The organism is Nonomuraea sp. ZG12, assembly GCF_052068115.1.
GTDB lineage: Bacteria > Actinomycetota > Actinomycetes > Streptosporangiales > Streptosporangiaceae > Nonomuraea.
In genome coordinates, this window is the sequence record NZ_JBQHCW010000012.1 from 75,835 (window position 1) to 94,803 (window position 18,969).

Consider the following 18,969-nt stretch of genomic DNA (forward strand, 5'->3'; position numbering starts at 1 on the left):
CGGATCTAGACGACTGCGAGCTTCTCGGCGTAGTGGCAGGCAGCGCCCTGGTCCTCGCCGAGGGTGCGGATCTCGGGTTCGGCGTCCACGCACAGGCTGCGCTCCGCACCGGTCAGCACCCCGGCGAACTTCGGGCATCGGGTGCGGAAGCGGCAGCCCGACGGCGGGTGGGCCGGGTCCGGCAGGTCGCCTTCGAGCAGGATCCGCTCGCGGGCGCGTTCGCGGACCGGGTCGGGCAGCGGGATCGCCGACAGCAGCGCCTGGGTGTAGGGGTGGGCGGGGGTCCCGTACACGGCCTCGACCCGGCCGATCTCGGCGATCCTGCCGAGGTACATCACGGCCACCCGGTCGGCGAGGTAGCGCACCACGGCCAGGTCGTGCGCGACGAACAGATAGGACAGGCCCAGCCTTGCCCGCAGCGCGTCGAGCAGGTTGATCACGCCGGCCTGGATCGACACGTCGAGCGCGGAGACGGGCTCGTCCAGCACCAGCAGCCGGGGCTCCAGCGCGAGCGCGCGGGCGATGCCGATCCGCTGCCGCTGGCCGCCGGAGAAGTCCTGCGGGTAGCGGGCGGCGTGGGAGGGATCCAGGCCGACCAGGTCCAGCAGCTCGGACACCCTCGGCCCCGGCGCCTGCCTGCGGTGCGTGCGCAGCGGCTCGGCCAGGATGTCGTAGATCGTCATGCGGGGGTCGAGGGAGGCCAGCGGGTCCTGGAAGACCACCTGCATGTCACGCCGGATCGCGGTGCGCTGCTCGCGGGTGAGCCGGGCGGTGTCCCTGCCGAGCACCACGACCCGCCCCTCCTGCGGCTGGGCCAGCTCGAGGATCTGCGTCAGCGCCGTGGTCTTGCCGGAGCCGGACTCGCCGACCAGGCCCAGGGTCTCGCCTTCGCGGATGTCGAAGCTGACGCCCGCCACCGCGTGCACGGTGCCGACCCGGCGCTTGAGGATCGCGCCCTTGACCACCGGATAGTGCTTGACCAGGCCGTCGACCTCCAGCACCCGCCGCCGCCCGCGCGCCACCGGCCACCCCGCGCCATCCGCTGCCGGCCGGGCCACCCCGCCGTCACGCGCCCACGGCCGCACCGCGCCGTCTCCGCCCGCCCACGGTCGTACCGCACCGTCTTCGTCCGCCCACGGTCGTACCGCACCGTCTTCGTCCGCCCACGGTCGTACCGCGTCCCAGCGGATGCAGGCCGCCTGGTGCCCCGCCCCGACCTCGAACAGCGGCGGCTCCCGGTCGTCGCACGCCTCGACCCGCATCGGGCAGCGTGGCGCGAACGGGCAGCCGGGCGGGAGCGCGGCGGGCGCGGGCGGGTGGCCGTCGATCGGCACCAGCGCCCGCCGCCCGCCGGCGTCGACGCGCGGCACCGAGCCGAGCAAACCCACGGTGTACGGCATGCGGGTGCGGTAATAGACGTCGTCCACGTCCCCCACCTCGACCGGGCGGCCCGCGTACATCACGAGCACGCGGTCGGCGAAGCCGGCCACCACCCCGAGGTCGTGCGTGATCATGACGATGGCCGCGCCCGTCGTGCGCTGCGCCGTCTTGAGCACCTCCAGCACCTGGGCCTGGACGGTGACGTCGAGCGCGGTCGTGGGCTCGTCGCAGATGATGACGTCCGGGTCGTTGGCGATGGCCATCGCGATCACCACGCGCTGCCGCATGCCGCCGGAGAACTCGTGCGGGAAGGCCAGCGCCCTCTTCCCCGGGTCCGGGATGCCGACCAGGTCGAGCAGGTCGACGGCCTTGACCAGGGCCTGCTCCTTGCTGACCTTCTGGTGCACGCGCACGGCCTCGGCGATCTGGTCGCCGACCCGGTAGACGGGCGTGAGGGCGGACAGCGGGTCCTGGAAGACCATCGACACGGTCTTGCCCCGGAAGGCCGTCAGCTCCCGTTCGGGGGCGCCGATCAGCTGCCTGCCGTGCAGCCGGACCGAGCCGCCGACCCTGGCCCCGCGCGGCAGCAGCCCCATGACGGCGGCGGCGGCCACCGACTTGCCGGAGCCGGACTCGCCGACGATGCCGAGCACCTCGCCCTGCCGCACGGTGTAGCTCAGCCCGCGCACGGCGCGTACGTCGCCGAAGGAGACCTCCAGGCGCTCGACCTCCAGGACCGGGCTCATCGTGACCTCCTGGCGGTGGGGTCGAACGCGTCGCGCAGCGCGTCACCGACGAGGTTGACCGCGAGCACGGTGATCACGAGCAGCCCGGCGGCGAACCAGAACGTCCACGGCGCGTAGACGGCGGTCCTGGAGCCGTCGGCGATGAGCGTGCCGAGGGAGACGTCGGGCGGCTGGATGCCGAAGCCGAAGTAGGACAGAGAGGTCTCGGTGAGGATGGCCGCGCTGACGTTCAGAGTGGCGTCGACGATCAGCAGCGACGACAGGTTGGGCAGCACATGAGAGAAGATGATTTTCATCGGTGGCACGCCCATGAAGCGGGCCGCCTGGATGAACTCCCGCTGCTTCAGCGAGATCGTCATCCCCCGGGTGATCTTCGAGGTGACCATCCACAGGAACAGCGCCAGCATGAGCACGAACAGCGGCCACTGCCCGTCGCCGAACAGCGGCGACATCATCGCCAGGATGAGGAAGGCGGGCAGCACGAGCAGCAGGTCGGTGAGCCGGCTCAGCACCCGGTCGGTCCAGCCGAGGAAGTAGCCGGCGAAGGCGCCCACCAGGGCGGCCAGCGCCGTGGACACCAGCGCCGCGAGCAGGCCGACGAGCAGCGACCGCTGCATGCCGCGCAGCGTCATCGCGTAGACGTCGGCGCCCGTCTGCGAGGTGCCGAACCAGTGGCCGGCCGACGGCGGCCGCAGGAAGGCCAGGAAGTCCTTGTCGGTGTAGGTCCACGGGCTGAACAGCGGCCCGGCGAACGCGAGCGCGAACATCAGGGCGAGCACCGCGAACCCGATCCGCCCCTGCCGGGAGGCGAAGAACCGCCCGGCCACCACCCTGAGCCGGGAAGGCGGGGCGGCCCGAGCCGTGGCGGACCCGGTGCGCTCCTCGGCGAGCTCCTCCTCCGACAGCGTCATCCGGCGCCCCTCACCCGGGGATCGAGCACCCGTGGATCAAGCACGGCGTGCAGCAGGTCGGCGGCGAAGGAGGCGCAGAGCACGGCGACCGCGGCGAGGCAGGCGATGGCGGCCACGGTGTTGACGTCGTTGGTGAAGATCGAGCTGATCAGGCGCTCCCCCAGCCCGTGCCAGCCGAAGATCTTCTCGGTGAAGGTGGCGCCGGTGAGCAGCGCGCCGAAGGTGAAGGCGAAGTAGGTCACCACGGGGATCAGCGCCGTCCGCAGCCCGTGCCGGATGAGCGCTCTGCGCCTGCTCAGCCCTTTGGCCATGGCGGTGCGGACGAAGTCGGCGCCGAGCACGTCGAGCATCATGTTGCGCTGGTAGCGGCTGAACACCGCGACCAGCCCGAGCGACAGCGTGATCGTCGGCAGCACGAGATGCTGCAGCCGGTCCAGCAGCGAGCCCCAGAACCCGGCGTCGAGCCCCGCGGTGTACTCACCGCCGACCAGGAGCACCCGGTGGCCGAAGACATGGTCGTTGACCCAGGTGCCGGCCAGGATCGCCACGTTGGCCAGCACCACCACGGGCACCGCGAGCAGCACGAAGGCCAGGGCCGTCGACAGCCGGTCGAACCAGCCGTACTGCCTGACCGCGGCGTAAGCGCCGCAGAGCACGCCGAGCACGCTCCCGCACACCAGCCCGAGCAGGACCAGCCGGAAGGTGACGCCGGCCCGCCGCGCGAGGTCCTCGTTGACCGGCGAGCCCGTCACGCTCCTGCCGAAGTCGCCGCGCAGCACCCCGCCCGCCCAGGTGAGGTAGCGCTCCAGCAGTGGGGTGCGGTCGTTGAGGTTGAGCACGGTGAGCCGCGCGTCGACGACGGCGGGCGGCGGCTTCGGGGTGCGGTCGGCGTAGTTGGAGCGCGGGTCGAGCGCGCCGGCCGCCAGCAGGTAGGCGAGGCTGACCGCCACGGCCACCAGCAGCACGGAGCCGAGCAGCCTGCGGGCCAGGAACCCCGCCATCGCCCCTCCTCACACACTCTGTGTCGCCATATTGCTACACCAAGTGAGCATGTGGGCGCACGCATGTGCCAAAGAGGTGTCTGGTTAGCGTCCGGAAAGTTCGTCCACGGCGGTGCGGACGTCGTCGCTGGTGATGGTGGTCAGCTCGGCGGAGCTGGTGGACTCGCCGGTCGAGGCCAGCGCGGCCAGGCGCACGTCGCGGCGCATGGCCGCGCGCTCGAACAGCGACCTGGCGAACCTGCCGTTGCCGAGACCGTCGATCAGCCGCTCGTCGCACACCCAGGCGAAGACCTCGTCGAGGTCGCTCAGCGCGTCGTCGTCGAAGCGGTCGCCGGCCTCCTCGGCCAGCAGCACGGCGATCTCCGACAGCTCGGCCGGGGAGTAGCTGGGGAACGTCACCCGCTGGCTGAACCTGCTGGCCAGGCCGGGGTTGGTGGCGAGGAAGGCGTCCATCTCGCGCTGGTAGCCGGCCAGCACGATGACGAGCCGGTCGCGGTCGTCCTCGGCCCGCTTGAGCAGCGTCTGCACGGCCTCGGCGCCGAACGCGTCGCCGCCGGAGTAGCCGGGGTTGACCAGGCTGTAGGCCTCGTCGATGAACAGCACGCCGCCCAGCGCCCGGTCCACCAGCTCATTGGTCTTGATCGCGGTCGCGCCGAGATGCTGGCCGACCAGATCGGCCCGGTGCGCCTCCACCACGTCGGGCCTGGCCAGCAGGCCGAGCGCGGCGAAGACGCGGCCGACGACCCTGGCGACGGTGGTCTTGCCGGTGCCGGGCGGGCCGACGAACACGAAGTGGCGGGTCTGGGCCGGAGTGGGCAGCCCGCGCTCCTGCCGCATGCGGGCCACCTGGAGCTGCGCGGCGATCGCGTGCACCTGCCGCTTGACCGGCGCGAGCCCGGCCATCCTGTCGAGATCGGCCAGCGCCTCCTCCAGCGTGGGAGTGGCCACGTAGCCCCGGAAGCGCGCGGTCAGCTCGTCGAAGGCCTTGGTCACGTCGGCGGTCGTGGTCGTCACCAGGTCCTCGGTGGTCGGCGTGCCGCCCGCGCCCACCACCCGCACGTCGCGGGCCTGGGCGGCCGCCTCGACGAGGCTGCGCGCGAACCTGGCGTTGCCGAGCTCGTCGACGAGCCCCCGCCGGTGTACGTCCTCGAACCGGGCGAGGAGCTTGACCTTGGCCTCGGGGCCCATCGCGTCACCACGGCGGCGCTGGAGCAGCTCGGTGATCTCGGCCAGCTCGCCCGCCGAGTAGGTGGGGAAGCGCACCCTGGTGGCGAACCTGCTGGCCAGGCCGGGGTTGCTGGACAGGAACGAGGTCATCTCCTGCTCGTAGCCGGCCAGGATGATGATCAGCCGGTCACGGTCGTCCTCGGCCCGCTTGAGCAGCGTCTGCACGGCCTCGGCGCCGAACCGGTCGGGCTGGCCGTCCCCGGAGTTGACCAGGCCGTAGGCCTCGTCGATGAACAGCACGCCGCCCAGCGCCTTGTCCACCAGTTCGTTGGTCTTGATCGCGGTCGCGCCGAGGAACTCGCCGACCAGGTCGGCCCGCTGCCCCTCGACCACGTAGGGCGTCTCCAGCAGGCCGAACGCGTAGAAGATCTTCGCGAGGGTGCGCGCCACGCTGGTCTTGCCGGTGCCGGGCGGGCCGAGGAAGACGAAGTGCCTGGTGGGACGCCCAGCGGTGTAGCCGGCCTCGGCGCGCAGCCGGGACGCCTCGATGGAGGCGGCGATCGAGCGGACTTGCTCCTTGACCGGGGCCAGGCCGATCATGCTGTCGAGCTCGGCGAGCGCCTCCTCGACGGAGATCTGGGGCAGCGCCGGCTGCTTGTCGGGGGCCGGCTCCGGCCTGCCCTCACGCGCCCGTACGCGTACCTGCTCCTCGGCGCTCATCTCGGACCTGGCCCTGCGGGCGAGCAGGAAGCGGTAGCCGAGGACGGCGGCGGCGGCGCCGTAGGCGACCCAGACCGCGAGGTCGGCCGAGACCAGCGAGAGCGCGGCGGCGAGCGCGCCGGCGGCCACGAAGGCGAGCAGCGCGGACACCCACGGCGTCACCCAGCGGATCAGGTGGGCGCCGGCGGCCACCGGCAGGGCCAGCACGAGCAGCAGCGTGGGGGCCATGGACGGAACCGGGAAGAGCATCATGAAGACGGGGAGCAACACGCACCAGCCCACGACGACCAGCGCGGTCGCGGCGGCACGCGGGAAGCGCAGGGTGAGCGCGACGAAGCAGAGCACCGCCCCGGTGATCAGGAAGGTGTTGACGAGGTCGCCGCCGAGCGCGGCGGCCAGGCCGACCGCGCCGATCAGGACCGCTACGTACAGCACGCGCCGGACGGCCGGTGGAAGCCGGAAGTAACGCTGCCGCACCTGTTCGAACAGATCCCGCATCGCGGCCCGTCCCGCGGTTCGGGTCCTGCTGGACTCCTGCATCACGCCTCCCCGGTCCGCCCCTGGTTATACCGCACCGGACCGTCGGTTGGGCGGACCTGACACGCTAGGTGGAGGTCACGAAAGCCGCTATGTGCCGCCCGAGTTCGGTGCCCGCGTCCTCCTGGAGGAAGTGCCCCGCGCCGTTGATCACCGGGTGGGCCCGGCCCGCCGCTCCCCGCATCGACCTGCGCAGAATGGGCGCCATGCCGCCGGTGATCGGGTCGCTGTCGGAGAAGACGACGAGGAACGGCCGGTCGAGCGTGGTGAGGATCTGCCAGGCGGCGCGGTTCGCGGGCGCGGCCGGGTCGTCGGGCGTGGCGGGCACGAGCGGCGGCATGGCTCGCGGTCCCGCCTTGTACGTCTCGTCGGGGAAGGGGGCGTCGTAGGCGGCGCGGACCTCGGGCGGCAGCTCGGTGACGCAGCCGGACTGGACGAACCGGGCGATGTCCAGGGCGGGCGCGCTGATCACCGCGTCCTTGAACCGGTGCCACACCTCGGGCATGGGAATGTCACCGGTCGGCAAGCCCGTGTTGGCGGCGACGATCCTGGCGACGCGATCGGGATGCTCGGCGGCCAGGCGCAGGCCGATCAGGCCGCCCCAGTCCTGGCCGACCAGGGTGACACCGGTCAGGCCGAGCGCGTCGTACAGCAGGGAGCGGGTCCACTCCACGTGCCCGGCGTAGCTGTGGTCGCCGACGTCGGCTGGCTTGTCGGAGCGGCCGAATCCCACGAGGTCGACGGCGATCGCGCGCAGCCCGGCCGCCGCGAGCTCCCGCATGACGTCGCGGTAGAGGAACGACCAGGAGGGCTCGCCGTGCAGCAGGACCACCGGCTCCCCGTCGGCGGGCCCGGCCTCGACGTAGGCCATCCGCAGGCCGTCGGGCACCTCGGCGTAGCGGGGTTCGTAGGGGAAGCCGGGCAGGCCGGCGAAGCGCTCTTCGGGCGTGCGCAGAACTCGCATAGAACAAGATTCTAGCTAGCGGCGCTGATGCCGCCCGGGGAACTCCCCGACGAGCACCTTCTTGGGAGTGACACGCAGGACGTCCGAGCCGGCCAGCGCGACGCCCCGCACCTCGACCCAGTGCCTGCGCTGCAGGGGGTCTGCGGCGAACACCGACACGCTCGGGTCGGCCTCGATCGCCTCCCACGCCTGCGGCCCGGCGATCACCTTGAGCTCGCCCGAGGCGGTGATCGTGGCCACCGCGCCCACCACCCTGGGCCCCAGGGCGTCGCCGTAGGCCAGCACGACGGTCCTGGCATAGCCGAACGCCTGCCGCGCCTGTGACGTGAGCACGACGGTCGGCTCGGCCCCCATGGGCAGCTCACACATGATCAGCGAGGCGCGCCACGGGCCGGGCACCCCCTTCCACCAGGACCGCGCGGTCCGCAACGCGAACACGGCCGCCACCGCGCCGAGCGCGCCGAATCCCACCCGCCACCCCCAGACCAGCCCGAGCCCGCCCCCGGCCGCGCACCCCACCGCCGCCAGCACGGTCAGCCCGCCCGCGACCGCCACCCAGCGGTCGCGCCCGTGCCGGGTGGCGCGCCAGGCGCGCAGCATCGGGTACGGCACCGCCAGCGCCACGACGGCGGCCCGCGGCTCCACCACCAGAGCCGCACACCCCAACGGCACCAGCACCGACCAGGTACGGCCGAGCAGAACCCACAAGGTCACCCCCGCGTTCCGCCGCCCCGCACGCTCCCCCGCACCGACATCCAAGGAACGCTCGCCCATATCCGTACGCCTTCGGACCTCTCCAGGACGCTCACCCGCGTCCCCGAGTTCCGCACGCCCTCCCGGGCTGAGACCCTCGGGACGGTCCCCCTCGTTCCCGGGCGTCGTGCGCTCGGTGGCGGCCTGTTGGAAGTGGGTCAGGGCGCGTAGGGGGTGGCCACGCCAGGTTTCCGCGAGTGCGCGTACGGCGGCCAGCGCCGGCCAGCCGAGCACCGCGAGGCCGCCCAGCCCGGCCCAGAGCAGGCCCGCCCAGGGCAGCCCACCGGCCGGCAGGCCGGGCACCACGGCGATCCCCGCCGGCGCCGAGGCCAGCGCCAGCCACCCGGCGAACGCGACGACCGCCACGACGCCGCCCGCGACCGGCGCCCCGAACCACGGATCGCGCCCCAGCATGGCCGGCACCCAGGCCCACGCCCGGACCCGGCGGGCCTGCCGTACCGTGAGCGCGGCCAGCAGCACGAGCACGGCCAGGCCGCCCAGCTCCGCCTGCGGCCCCCGGTCGAAGACGAGTGCGGCCACCGCGACGGCGGCGGTCGCGACGGCGACCAGCAGGCGGGTCTGGCGGGACCACACCTCCAGGGCCCTCCTGGCCCAGCCGGTCTCGCGGGGGTCGATCGGCCAGGCCGGGTCGTGGTGCGTCCTGGACCGCTCCCAGCGCAGCAGCGTCAGGCCGAGGTTGACGTGGGCCTGCGGGTGCAGCGGGTCCAGGCGCAGCGCCTGGCGGTATCCGCGCGCGGCCTCGGCGTGCTCGGCGCGGAGCAGGTCGAGGTCGGCGACCAGGACGTGCGTGTCCGGCTCCTCCGGGGCGAACCGCGCGGCGAGCGCGGCCTGCTCGGCGGCCTCGTCCCAGCGGCCGGGGACGTGGCGCAGCACGGCGCCCAGGCGCAGGCGGGCCGCCCACGAGCCGGGTGCGAGGAGCACCGCCCGTTCGGCGGAGTCGACGGCGTCCGGCAGCCGCCCGATGCGCTCCTGCGCGAGGCTGACCAGGCGATAGGCCCACTCGCTGGCGGGATCGAGGTGGGTCGCGGCGCTGGCGGCGGCCAGGGCGCTGTCCGCGCGACCGGCGGATAACATGGTGACGGCTTGGGCGCACCAGTCACGTGGCGACCGGTCGGATGTGCCGCTCTCGCCATCCGTGCCGTCGGTCCCCACGACAGCCATGATCGGTCGACTGATGGACGCTGAATAGATCCCGACATATGGCTGTATCTCTCTAGAGAGGTATCGACCGCCGGTGGATCATTCGATACCGCTACACCCATTGCGTGACATGGCCTAAGCTGCCACGCAAGTTCATGTGGGCCTGCTGTGAACTGATCGGCCTGCAAGGAGGTCCATGACCGTCACACAGGCCGCTCGCATCGCACGGCGCCCCGATCCCGAGCAGCGGGACAACCGCTGGGTCATCCTGGCCCTGCTCTGCTTGAGTCTTCTGCTCATCACCGTCGACGCCACCGTGCTGCACATCGCGGTCCCCGCCCTCACCGCCGCCCTGGAGCCGTCGGCGGTCCAGTTGCTGTGGATCGTCGACGTCTACTCGCTGGTCGTGGCGCCGCTGCTGATCATGTTCGGCACGCTCGGCGACCGCTACGGGCGAAAACGACTCGTCCTCGCGGGGTTCGTGCTGTTCGGCGTCGCCTCGGCGGCGGCGGCCGCCTCCACCACCCCGCTGGCCCTGATCCTCTCCAGGGCGCTGCTCGGCGTGGGCGGCGCGATGATCATGCCGGCCACGCTGTCGCTGATCCGGCAGGTGTTCACCGACCGTCGCGAACGGGCCATCGCCCTGGGCGTCTGGAGCGCGGTCGCCGCCGCGGGGGCCGCGCTCGGGCCGCTCGTCGGCGGCCTGCTCGTCGGCTGGTGGTGGGGTGCGGTCTTCCTGATCAACGTGCCGATCCTGCTCGTGCTGCTGCCCGCCGCAGCGCGCCTGCTCCCGGACTCGCGGGAGCGGAGCGAGCGGCCCTGGGACGGGCTGAGCGCCGTCCTGTCCGTGCTCGGCATCCTGGCGCTCGCCTTCGGGCTCAAGGAGGCGGGCTCGGGCAGCCTGATGCCGCTGGGCGCCGCCGTGGCCGTCTTCTTGAGCGGGGTGGCGCTGCTGGTCTGGTTCGTCAGGCGGCAGACCCGGCTGACCACGCCGCTGCTGGAGGTGGGCCTGTTCCGGAGCCGTGAGTTCACCACCGGCGTGGCCGGCGTGCTGTTCGGCGTGTTCGCGCTGGTGGGCCTGCAGCTCATGCTGGCGCAGTATCTGCAGCTCGTGCTCGGCGACAGTGAGGTACGCGCCGCGCTCCGGATGCTCCCGCTGGTGCTGTCGGCCATCGCCGGAGGGCTGGCCGCGGCGCACATCCTGCCCAGGATCGGCATGCGGGCCACCATGAGCGGCGGCCTCGGCCTCGTCGCGCTCTCCCTCATGCCCACGCTGACCTGGGGCGTCGAGGGCCATCCCGTCATGCTCGCGTGCTGCTTCGTGGGCATCGGCTTCGGCGTCCAGGTCTCCCTGCTCGCCGCCTCCGACACGATCATGTCGTCGGCCACCGAGTCCCACGCCGGCGGCGCCGCCGCCATCGAGGAGACGGCCTACGAACTGGGCGCCGGCCTCGGCGTCGCCGTCCTCGGCACGATCACCACGATCGTGTACGCCCCCGCCCTGCGCACCGTGCCGGGGGTGCCGGAGCCCGGCATGGACCAGGCCAGGCAGTCGCTGGCCGGCGCCGCCCACGTGGCGGACCAGGTGGGCGGCAGCGCGGGCAGCGCCCTACTCGACGCGGCCCGCTGGGCCTTCGTCAACGCCCTGCACACGACCGTGGTCGTGAGCGTCATCCTGCTCAGCCTGACCGCCCTGGCCGTGGCCACGCTGCTCCGTCGTGATAGAGGTGTGTGATGTCCCGATCAGGGCAGACAACAACCGTGAAGCAGACCCTGCGTGATCTCGCCGCGATCGTCGCCCGGTTAGGTGTCGGCGGCATCTTCTTCGCCAACGGCTGGCGCAAGCTCGAGATCGGCCTGACGCAGACCGGCGTGCAGTTCCAGGGGCAGGGCGCACCCGCCCCCCGCGCCTGGGCCACGATCACCATGCTCACCGAGCTGATCGGCGGCGCGCTGCTGATCGCGGGGCTGATGGTGTCGGTGACGGGGCTGATCCTGTTCGCCGAGGCGGTCGCGGTCCTGTGGGTGGCGCCGCCGCTCAATCCCATCACCCTCAACGAGCTGATCCTGCTGGGCGCGGCCTCGCTGCTGCTGGCCGTGGTGGGCGCGGGGCGGATCTCCGTGGACCACATGGTGGTGATCAGGCGCAGGGAGTCGGAGGCGGCCAGCGAGTTCGCGGCCGACCATGAGGCCGACGCGGTGATCGCTTCCTTGCGCGAGCCGTCGAAACCGGCCGCCGACCCCGTCACGAAGACCTCCGACGCCGGGACCGCCGCGACGAAGGACGCCACCAAGGACACCACCAGGGACGCCGCCAAGAAGGAGCCGCCCGCCAAGGCGGCCGACCCGGACGTCTCGCTGGAGGACACCGCTCCGCACGCCAGGCCGCGCCGTACGGACTCCGCCCCGGCCCCCTCCGACGAGCCCGCTCAGGGCGACACGCTGGTGGCGGGCCGCAAGAAGCCGCCGGCCCGCGGCCGCCGCACCACCTCGGGCGGCGACTAGCCGGTCGCGGGCGCGGCGGCGGCTGTCACAGGTCGGCGGTCAGCCGGGCGATCACCCGCATCTTGTTCGTCGCGTCCAGCGCCGCCACCTTGTACGACTCCGCCAGGGTCGGGTAGTTGAACACGGCGTTGACCAGGTAGTCGACCGTCGCGCCACAGCCCATGACCGTCTGCCCGATGTGCACCAGCTCGGTGGCCCCGGTGCCGAACACGTGCACGCCGAGCAGCCGCCGGTCCTCGGTGGAGACCAGCAGCTTGAGCATGCCGTACGAGTCGCCGATGATCTGTCCTCTGGCCAGTTCGCGGTAGCGCGAGATGCCGACCTCGAACGGGATCTTGTCCCGGGTGAGCTCGTCCTCGGACTTCCCGACGAAGCTGATCTCCGGGATGGTGTAGATCCCGATCGGCGCCAGGTGGTGCATCTCCCCCACCGGTTCGCCGCAGGCGTGCTGGGCGGCCAGCCTGCCCTGCTCCATCGAGGTCGCGGCCAGCGCCGGGAAGCCGATGACGTCGCCCACCGCGTAGATGTGCGGGACCGTGGTGGCGTAGTTCTCGTCCACCGCGATCCGGCCCCGGTCGTCGGCCTCCAGCCCGGCGGCCTCCAGGCACAGCTCGGCCGTGCGGCCCTGGCGGCCGGCCGAGTACATGACGCAGTCGGCGGGGATGCGCTTGCCGCTCTCCAGGACGGTCAGCGCGCCCCGGGACCTCCGCTCGACGGCGGCCACGGTCTCGCCGAACCGGAAGGTCACCGCGAGGTCCCGCAGGTGGTACTTCAGCGCTTCGACGATCTCCAGGTCGCAGAAGTCCAGCATCCGCTCGCGCCGCTCCACGACGGTGACCTTGGTGCCGAGCGCCGCGAACATGGAGGCGTACTCGATGCCGATGACCCCGGCGCCCACCACCACGAGCGTCTCGGGCACCTTCTCCAGATGCAGGATCGCGTCGGAGTCGATGACGGTCTTGTCGTCGAACTCCACGCTGGCCGGGCGGGCCGGCGAGGTGCCGGTGGCGATCACGATCTTGTCGGCCGTGATCTTCTTCTCTTCCTCGTCGTCGACGACCCCGATGGTGTGCGGGTCCAGGAACCGCGCGGTTCCCTGCAGGAGGGTGACGTGGTTGCGGCCCAGCTGGCTCCGGATCACCTGGATCTCCCGGCCGATCACGTGCTGGGTGCGCATCCCGAGGTCGGCGACCGTGATCTCGTCCTTCACCCGGTAGCTCGCGCCGTACAGCTCCCGCTGGTTGAGTCCGGTGAGGTAGAGGACCGCCTCGCGGAGCGTCTTGGACGGGATGGTGCCGGTGTTGATGCACACCCCGCCGATCATGTTGCGTTTCTCGACCACCGCCACTCGTTTGCCGAGCTTCGCCGCGGCGATGGCCGCTTTCTGCCCGCCGGGACCCGTACCAATGACAACCACCTCGAAATCGGCCACATCGCCAGTGTGCTGGCTGCGGGCGATCAGGAGAAGGGCTGCGCCCCGGTGTTCGCCGGCCGGTCGTCGAGCGCTTTGCGGGCGTAGGCGCGGACGTCGGCGTCCGGGTCCGACAGCGCGGCCCGGAGTGCGGCGGCGGCAGGGGGCGCCGTCGACCATCGGGTGAGCGCGAGCACGGCCGCCTTGCGTACGTCGAGGTTGGCGTCGGCGAGCGCGGCGGCGAGCGGCGCCACCGCGGTCCGCCGGTCCGAGGCGGCCAGGCAGCGGGCCGCGCCGACGCGCACCTCCCAGTCGGGAGCGGTGAGCCCGCGCAGCGCCTGCTCCTCCAGCGGGGCGCCGACGGCTCCCGACGCCTCCAGGGCGGCGGCTCTGACCAGCGGGTCGGCGTCGTCGGCCAGGAGGGCCAGCACGGGGGACGGCTTGCCGATGAGGCCGAGGCCCTTGGCGGCCCAGACCCGGACCTCGCGGGACGGGTCTGCGGCGGCCGCGGCCACCCGGTCGGTCTCGTCGAGCGAGACCAGCCCGCGGATCGCCTCGATGCGCACCCGGCGGTCGGGGTCGGCCATGCCCGCGCCGAAGAGGTGCGCGTCGCCGAGCCGCAGGGCGCGCAGGACGTCCAGGCCGGTGGCTCTGACCAGGGCGTCGGCGCTGGTCAGGCGTTCGGCCAGGGCGGCGCCGAACGCCGGGGTCGCGGGCAGGACCTCGACCAGCTCCCGGAGGCCGGCTGCGGCGGCGCGGCGTACCGTGCCGTGGTCGTCGGCGAGCGCGGCGACCAGGGCCGCGCCCGCGCCTTCGGGGACGGTCTCGGTGAGCGTGGCGATGGCCGCACGGCGGACCTTGGGGTCGGCGTCGGCCAGGTAGGGGGCGAGCCGGTCCACCGTGGGCTGCTCCTCGGCCAGCCGGTTCAGCTCCAGGATCCGGGGCGAGCGCCCGACCGCGGTCCGCTCCGCGCTGGCGGCCGTGACGCGCCGGATCGCCGTGGCGGCCTGGGCGCCGAGCGGCACCGGCTCGCCGCCGGCCGGCGTGAACTCCGGCACGGGCACGAGGTACGGCTCCACCGGCCGCTTGACGAACTCCATCGCGCCGTCGGACCGCCTGCGCAGGTTCAGGTGGTACAGCCAGGCGGCGTCGTCGCGGGCGGGCAGGTCGGCGCGCTCGTGGTAGAGGCCCCAGCGGCTCTCGGTGCGGGTGAGCGAGGCGCGGGCGGCCATCTCGGCGCAGTCGCGGATGAAGTCCACCTCGGCGCAGCGCATGAGCTCGTGCGGGGTGCGCGCGCCCATCGAGGCGATCTCGTCGCGCATCCGCTCGAAGGACTCCAGCGCGATCTCCAGCTTGGCGCCGGTCTTGGGCGGGGCGATGTAGTCGTTGACGAAACGCCGCAGTTTGTACTCCACCTGCTGCTGCGGCGGCCCGTCGGGGTGGCGCAGCGGGCGGTAGATCAGCTCGTGCGCGTCGGCGATCTGGCCTTCCGGCAGCGCGTCGGCGGTGCCGTCGTGCCGGTTGTGCGCGGCGGCGTGCGCGCCGGCGAGGTCGCCGAACACGAACGCGCCGATCATGTAGTTGTGCGGCACGCAGGCGAGGTCGCCCGCCGCGTACAGGCCGGGCACCGTGGTCGCGCCGTGCTCGTCCACCCACACCCCGGAGGCGGAGTGGCCGCCGCACAGGCCGATCTCGGAGATGTGCATCTCCACGTCGTGGGTGCGGTAGTCGTGGCCGCGCCCGGCGTGGAAGGTGCCGCGGGTGGGCCGCTCGGTGAAGTGCAGGATGTTCTCCACCGCGCTGATGGTCTCCTCGGGCAGGTGCGTGAGCTTGAGGTAGATGGGCCCGCGGGCCGAGTCGATCTCGGCGGCCACCTCCGCCATCATCTGCCCCGACCAGTAGTCGGAGTCGACGAACCGCTCCCCCTTGCTGTTGACCTGGTAGCCGCCGAACGGATTGGCCACGTACGCGCAGGCCGGGCCGTTGTAGTCCTTGATCAGCGGGTTGATCTGGAAGCACTCGATGCCGCTGAGCTCCGCGCCCGCGTGGTAGGCCATGGCGTATCCGTCGCCGGCGTTGGTGGGGTTCTCGTAGGTGCCGTACAGGTAGCCGCTGGCGGGCAGGCCGAGGCGGCCGCACGCGCCGGTCGCCAGGATGACCGCCCCGGCCGAAACGGTGACGAACCGGCCCGAGCGGGTGTCGAACCCGGCGATCCCGGCCGCCCGGCCGTCGACGGTGAGCACTCTGACCGGCATGACCCGGTTCTCGATGCGCACCTTCTCCCGGATGTCGCGGCGGCGCAGCACCCGGTAGAGGACCTTCTTGACGTCCTTGCCCTCGGGCATCGGCAGGACGTAGCTGCCCGAGCGGTGCACCCTGCGCACGGCGTACTCGCCGTACTCGTCCTTCTCGAACTTCACGCCGTAGCGTTCGAGGCGCTTGACCATCTCGTGGCCCCGGGTGGCCGTCTGGTAGATCGTCTTCTGGTTGACGATCCCGTCGTTGGCCCGGGTGATCTCGGCGACGTAGTCCTCGGGCGTGGCCTTGCCGGGGATGACGGCGTTGTTGACGCCGTCCATGCCCATGGCCAGCGCGCCGCTGTGCCGTACGTGCGCCTTCTCCAGCAGCAGGACGCGGGCGCCCTGCTCGGCGGCGGTGATCGCGGCCATCGTGCCGGCGGTGCCGCCGCCGACGACGAGCACCTCGCACTCCAGGTGCAGGCGGTCCTCGATCGAGGGGATCTCCATCTACAGTTCCTCCAGAATCCTGGCGCGCAGCTCGCCCCTGTCGGCGGCGGGGTCGCGTGGTCCCGGCACCTCGATCACCGAGCGGACGCCCTGCCGTTCGAGCACCACCACCCGGTCGGCGAGCAGCAGGGCCTCGTCCACGTCATGGGTCACGAAGACCACGGTCGCCCGGGTGTCGCGCAGCACGTCGAGCAGGAGGCGCTGCATCTGGGCGCGGGTCTGGGCGTCGAGCGCGCCGAACGGCTCGTCCATCAGCACGGCGCGGGGCGCGCCGACGAGGGCGCGGGCGAGCTGGACGCGCTGCCGCATGCCGCCGGACAGCTCGCGCGGCAGCTTGTTCTCCGACCCGGCGAGCCCCACCCGGCCGATCCAGGCGTGCGCCGCCGCCGCGCGCTCGCGCCGGGGGATCCCGCGGATGCGCAGCGGCAGCTCGACGTTGCGCCTGACGGTCCGCCACGGCAGCAGACCGTCGTCCTGGAAGATCATCGCGCGGTCCCCTGACGTGGCCGCAACCTCCGCGCCGCCCGCCAGCACCTTTCCGCTGTACGGCCTGAGCAGGCCCGCCAGCGACCGGAGCAGCGTGGACTTGCCCGACCCCGAGGAGCCGACGACGACCAGCACCTCGCCGGGGACCACCTCCAGCTGGATCTCACGCAGGATCAGCTCGGGCCCGTAGCCCAGGGTCAGCGACTCCAGGGTGAACCCGAGTCCGGCCTGCGCCCCGGCCGTCCTCTCCTGCCGGGCGAGCGTCGTCATGCGGTGCTCCCTTCCGCGCGGGGCAGCCAGCGGGTGGCCTTGCGCCCGATGAGTTCGATGGCGGCCGAGGTGAGCCAGCCGAGCAGGCCGATGGTGGCCATCCCGACGATCACCGCCGGGTAGTCGACGAGCGTGTAGGACTGCCAGGTGCGGTATCCGACGCCGAACTCGCCGGAGATCATCTCCGCGGAGATCACGCAGATCCACGCCACGCCCATGCCGACGGACAGCCCGCCGAACAGGCCGGGCAGGATGCCGGGCAGCACGACGTTCCAGAGCACGTGGCGACGGCCGCCGCCGAGCGTCCTGACGGCGTCCTCCCACAGGGTCGGCAGGGCGCGCACGGCGTGCCGGGTGCTGACCATGATCGGGAAGAAGGCGGCGACGAAGGTGATGAACACGATGCCCTGCTCGTCGGTAGGGAAGAGCAGGATCGCCACCGGGACCAGCGCGATCGCCGGGATCGGGCGCAGGGCTTCGAGCAGCGGCAGCACCACGTCGCGGGTGGGGGCCGAGCGGGCGACGGCGATGCCCACGGCCAGGCCCACGACCGCGGCCAGGCCGAACCCGGTGAGGATGCGCACCAGGCTCTGCAGCAGGTCCAGGTAGTAGACCGAGGTGGCGAGCCGGCGCGCGGCCTCACCGGCGATCTCGTCCAGCGTCGGCAGCCGGTCGAAGGCCAGCCACAGGCGTGCGTCGGTGACGGTGAGCACCTGCCACAGCCCCGCCGCCGCCAGGAGCGAGGCCACCTTGACCACCCCGCTCCACCGCCGGGCGCCCATCAGGTGTCCCCGCCCTGCTCGGCGGCCTTGAGCGCGGCCTCGTAGGAGATCGGCTCGGCCTTCGGGTGGTCCTCGCGGTAGGCGTCGGCGCCGTCCTGCGTGGTGAAGGGCAGGAACCGGGCGTTCGCCGTGGCGCCGGGGTCGCGGAGCCAGACGGAGTCGGCGGCGAACCACTTGGTGCCGGTGACCGTGTCCGGGACGTACGCGGCCCGTACGGTGTCGCCCGCCTTGGCGATCTGGCGCAGCAGGCAGGTCGGCGTGGCGGCGGGCCGGGTCGTGGTGGCGCCGGCCGGCCACAGCTCGGAGGCCGTCCTCGGATCGTCGACCGGGCCGCCGCAGACCGGGTCGGTGCCGGTGATCGCGGCGGGGTTCGTCAGCCGGGCCACGTCGGTGTCGTAGGCCGCGCCGTACGCCTTGCGCAGGTAGGTGTCGTTGACGAAGGCCGGGACGTCCACCCCCGGGAAGTCGGTGCCGATCCGCTTGAGGAACGGCACGTCGTGCTCGTGGGCGGCCTTGAGCTGTGGCTTGAGCGTGACGTCGAAGGTGGAGATGCCGCCCCGCCCGTTGTAGAGGTAGACGACCTCGGCCGGCAGGCCGGTCGTCCGCGCCACGGACTCGGCGGCCTCCAGGGGGTGCTCGTGCAGGTAGCGGGTGGCGTCCATCTGCGCCTTGAGGAAGGCGTCCACCACCTCGGGGTGTTCCTCGGCGTACGCCTCGCGCAGCACCACGCCGTGGAAGGTGGGCACGTCCAGCGCGGAGCCGTCGTAGATCAGCCGGCCCTTGTCCTGGAAGACCAGCAGGCCCGGCCAGGCCACGAACTGCGCGTAGCCCTGGACGCCGCCGGATTCGAGCTGTGAGGAGCCGACCGCCGGCTGGTGGTTGACGATCTCGGTGTCGGCGGCCGGATCGAGGCCCGCCCGTTCCAGCGCCTGGACGAGCGTGCCGTGCCCGGCGGAGCCGACGCTGGCGGAGATCTTGGCGCCCTTCAGGTCGGTGAGGGTCTTCGCCGTGGAACCGGGCGGGACGACGACCATGTTGAGGCCGCCGCGCAGGTTGTAGCCCGTGATGGAGACCAGCTCCGTGCGGGCCGCCGGGATGTGCTGGGTGCGGGAGGCGTTGATCAGCAGCGGGTAGTCGCCCATCGAGCCGATGTCGATCTTCCCGGCGACCATCTTGGCCGTGATGGGGGCGCCGGTCTCGAAGTCCTGCCACTCGACGGCGTACTTGTCGCCGAGTCGCTTCTCCAGGTAGCCGAGCGAGCGCAGCAGCGTTCCGGCGGTCACGGTGTTGATGGTCTTGGACTGGTAGCCGACGACGACCGTCGTCCTGTCCTGCCCGCCCGCCTGGCCGGACGCGGGAGCGGCGACGGTGCAGCCGGTCGCGGCCAGCAGGGTGAGGACCGCCAGGGTCACGCGCATCGGTCGTTCC

At 72.6% G+C, this 18,969-nt stretch carries 13 protein-coding genes; 2 read left to right on the plus strand and 11 right to left on the minus strand.

The annotated features are described in order from the left end of the window. Positions 1-5: 5 nt before the first annotated feature. From ACTMTF_RS28935 to ACTMTF_RS28960, 6 genes are all read right to left on the minus strand, one after another. The gene (locus tag ACTMTF_RS28935) at positions 6-2,126 is read right to left on the minus strand and encodes a dipeptide ABC transporter ATP-binding protein (protein WP_441113501.1); all 2,121 of its coding nucleotides are present in this window, start codon (positions 2,124-2,126) and stop codon (positions 6-8) included. Next, positions 2,123-3,037 (minus strand): ABC transporter permease, encoded by a 915-nt coding sequence (locus ACTMTF_RS28940; RefSeq protein WP_441113502.1) that lies wholly within the window; start codon positions 3,035-3,037, stop codon positions 2,123-2,125. The genes ACTMTF_RS28935 and ACTMTF_RS28940 overlap by 4 nt, the downstream gene beginning before the upstream one ends. Further along, on the minus strand, positions 3,034-4,038 hold the full coding sequence (locus tag ACTMTF_RS28945) for an ABC transporter permease (protein WP_441113503.1): 1,005 nt from the start codon (positions 4,036-4,038) through the stop codon (positions 3,034-3,036). The genes ACTMTF_RS28940 and ACTMTF_RS28945 overlap by 4 nt, the downstream gene beginning before the upstream one ends. A gap of 84 nt (positions 4,039-4,122) precedes the next feature. Continuing rightward, entirely contained in the window at positions 4,123-6,465 is a 2,343-nt protein-coding gene (locus tag ACTMTF_RS28950) for an AAA family ATPase (protein ID WP_441113504.1), read from the minus strand. Between the two features lie 64 nt (positions 6,466-6,529). Further along, the gene (locus ACTMTF_RS28955) at positions 6,530-7,426 is read right to left on the minus strand and encodes a haloalkane dehalogenase (RefSeq protein ID WP_441113505.1); all 897 of its coding nucleotides are present in this window, start codon (positions 7,424-7,426) and stop codon (positions 6,530-6,532) included. A gap of 15 nt (positions 7,427-7,441) precedes the next feature. Further along, on the minus strand, positions 7,442-9,274 hold the full coding sequence (locus tag ACTMTF_RS28960; RefSeq protein ID WP_441113506.1) for a tetratricopeptide repeat protein: 1,833 nt from the start codon (positions 9,272-9,274) through the stop codon (positions 7,442-7,444). 262 nt (positions 9,275-9,536) lie between these two features. On the opposite strand from ACTMTF_RS28960, the gene ACTMTF_RS28965 reads away from it, so the two are divergent. After that, positions 9,537-11,075, plus strand: coding sequence for an MFS transporter (locus ACTMTF_RS28965; RefSeq protein WP_397003422.1), 1,539 nt, complete (start codon positions 9,537-9,539; stop codon positions 11,073-11,075). Positions 11,076-11,101: 26 nt separating this feature from the next. After that, positions 11,102-11,845: a DoxX family protein gene (locus ACTMTF_RS28970; RefSeq protein ID WP_441113507.1), complete on the plus strand. Its 744-nt coding sequence runs from the start codon at positions 11,102-11,104 to the stop codon at positions 11,843-11,845. Positions 11,846-11,870: 25 nt separating this feature from the next. Here ACTMTF_RS28970 and sthA read toward each other — a convergent pair whose 3' ends face one another. Genes sthA through ACTMTF_RS28995 form a run of 5 tightly spaced genes read right to left on the minus strand, consistent with a single transcriptional unit; the run spans position 11,871 to position 18,959 of the window. Beyond that, positions 11,871-13,277 (minus strand): Si-specific NAD(P)(+) transhydrogenase, encoded by a 1,407-nt coding sequence (sthA, locus tag ACTMTF_RS28975; protein WP_397003426.1) that lies wholly within the window; start codon positions 13,275-13,277, stop codon positions 11,871-11,873. Between the two features lie 26 nt (positions 13,278-13,303). After that, positions 13,304-16,003: a fumarate reductase/succinate dehydrogenase flavoprotein subunit gene (locus ACTMTF_RS28980; protein ID WP_441113508.1), complete on the minus strand. Its 2,700-nt coding sequence runs from the start codon at positions 16,001-16,003 to the stop codon at positions 13,304-13,306. After that, complete coding sequence (locus ACTMTF_RS28985) at positions 16,004-16,759, minus strand: ABC transporter ATP-binding protein (protein ID WP_441113509.1); 756 nt, start codon at positions 16,757-16,759, stop codon at positions 16,004-16,006. Then, positions 16,756-17,541 (minus strand): ABC transporter permease, encoded by a 786-nt coding sequence (locus tag ACTMTF_RS28990; protein ID WP_441113510.1) that lies wholly within the window; start codon positions 17,539-17,541, stop codon positions 16,756-16,758. Before ACTMTF_RS28990 ends, ACTMTF_RS28985 begins: the two co-directional genes overlap by 4 nt. Beyond that, positions 17,541-18,959: an ABC transporter substrate-binding protein gene (locus ACTMTF_RS28995; RefSeq protein ID WP_441113511.1), complete on the minus strand. Its 1,419-nt coding sequence runs from the start codon at positions 18,957-18,959 to the stop codon at positions 17,541-17,543. The genes ACTMTF_RS28990 and ACTMTF_RS28995 overlap by 1 nt, the downstream gene beginning before the upstream one ends. Positions 18,960-18,969: the final 10 nt, after the last annotated feature.

What these genes read in the sequence shown, in the direction of transcription:
- ACTMTF_RS28935 (WP_441113501.1), bottom strand. Translation starts at nt 2,126, where the DNA reads ATGAGCCCGGTCCTGGAGGTCGAGCGCCTGGAGGTCTCCTTCGGCGAC.
- ACTMTF_RS28940 (WP_441113502.1), bottom strand. Translation starts at nt 3,037, where the DNA reads ATGACGCTGTCGGAGGAGGAGCTCGCCGAGGAGCGCACCGGGTCCGCC.
- ACTMTF_RS28945 (WP_441113503.1), bottom strand. Translation starts at nt 4,038, where the DNA reads ATGGCGGGGTTCCTGGCCCGCAGGCTGCTCGGCTCCGTGCTGCTGGTG.
- ACTMTF_RS28950 (WP_441113504.1), bottom strand. Translation starts at nt 6,465, where the DNA reads ATGCAGGAGTCCAGCAGGACCCGAACCGCGGGACGGGCCGCGATGCGG.
- ACTMTF_RS28955 (WP_441113505.1), bottom strand. Translation starts at nt 7,426, where the DNA reads ATGCGAGTTCTGCGCACGCCCGAAGAGCGCTTCGCCGGCCTGCCCGGC.
- ACTMTF_RS28960 (WP_441113506.1), bottom strand. Translation starts at nt 9,274, where the DNA reads ATGTTATCCGCCGGTCGCGCGGACAGCGCCCTGGCCGCCGCCAGCGCC.
- ACTMTF_RS28965 (WP_397003422.1), top strand. Translation starts at nt 9,537, where the DNA reads ATGACCGTCACACAGGCCGCTCGCATCGCACGGCGCCCCGATCCCGAG.
- ACTMTF_RS28980 (WP_441113508.1), bottom strand. Translation starts at nt 16,003, where the DNA reads ATGGAGATCCCCTCGATCGAGGACCGCCTGCACCTGGAGTGCGAGGTG.
- ACTMTF_RS28985 (WP_441113509.1), bottom strand. Translation starts at nt 16,759, where the DNA reads ATGACGACGCTCGCCCGGCAGGAGAGGACGGCCGGGGCGCAGGCCGGA.
- ACTMTF_RS28990 (WP_441113510.1), bottom strand. Translation starts at nt 17,541, where the DNA reads ATGGGCGCCCGGCGGTGGAGCGGGGTGGTCAAGGTGGCCTCGCTCCTG.
- ACTMTF_RS28995 (WP_441113511.1), bottom strand. Translation starts at nt 18,959, where the DNA reads ATGCGCGTGACCCTGGCGGTCCTCACCCTGCTGGCCGCGACCGGCTGC.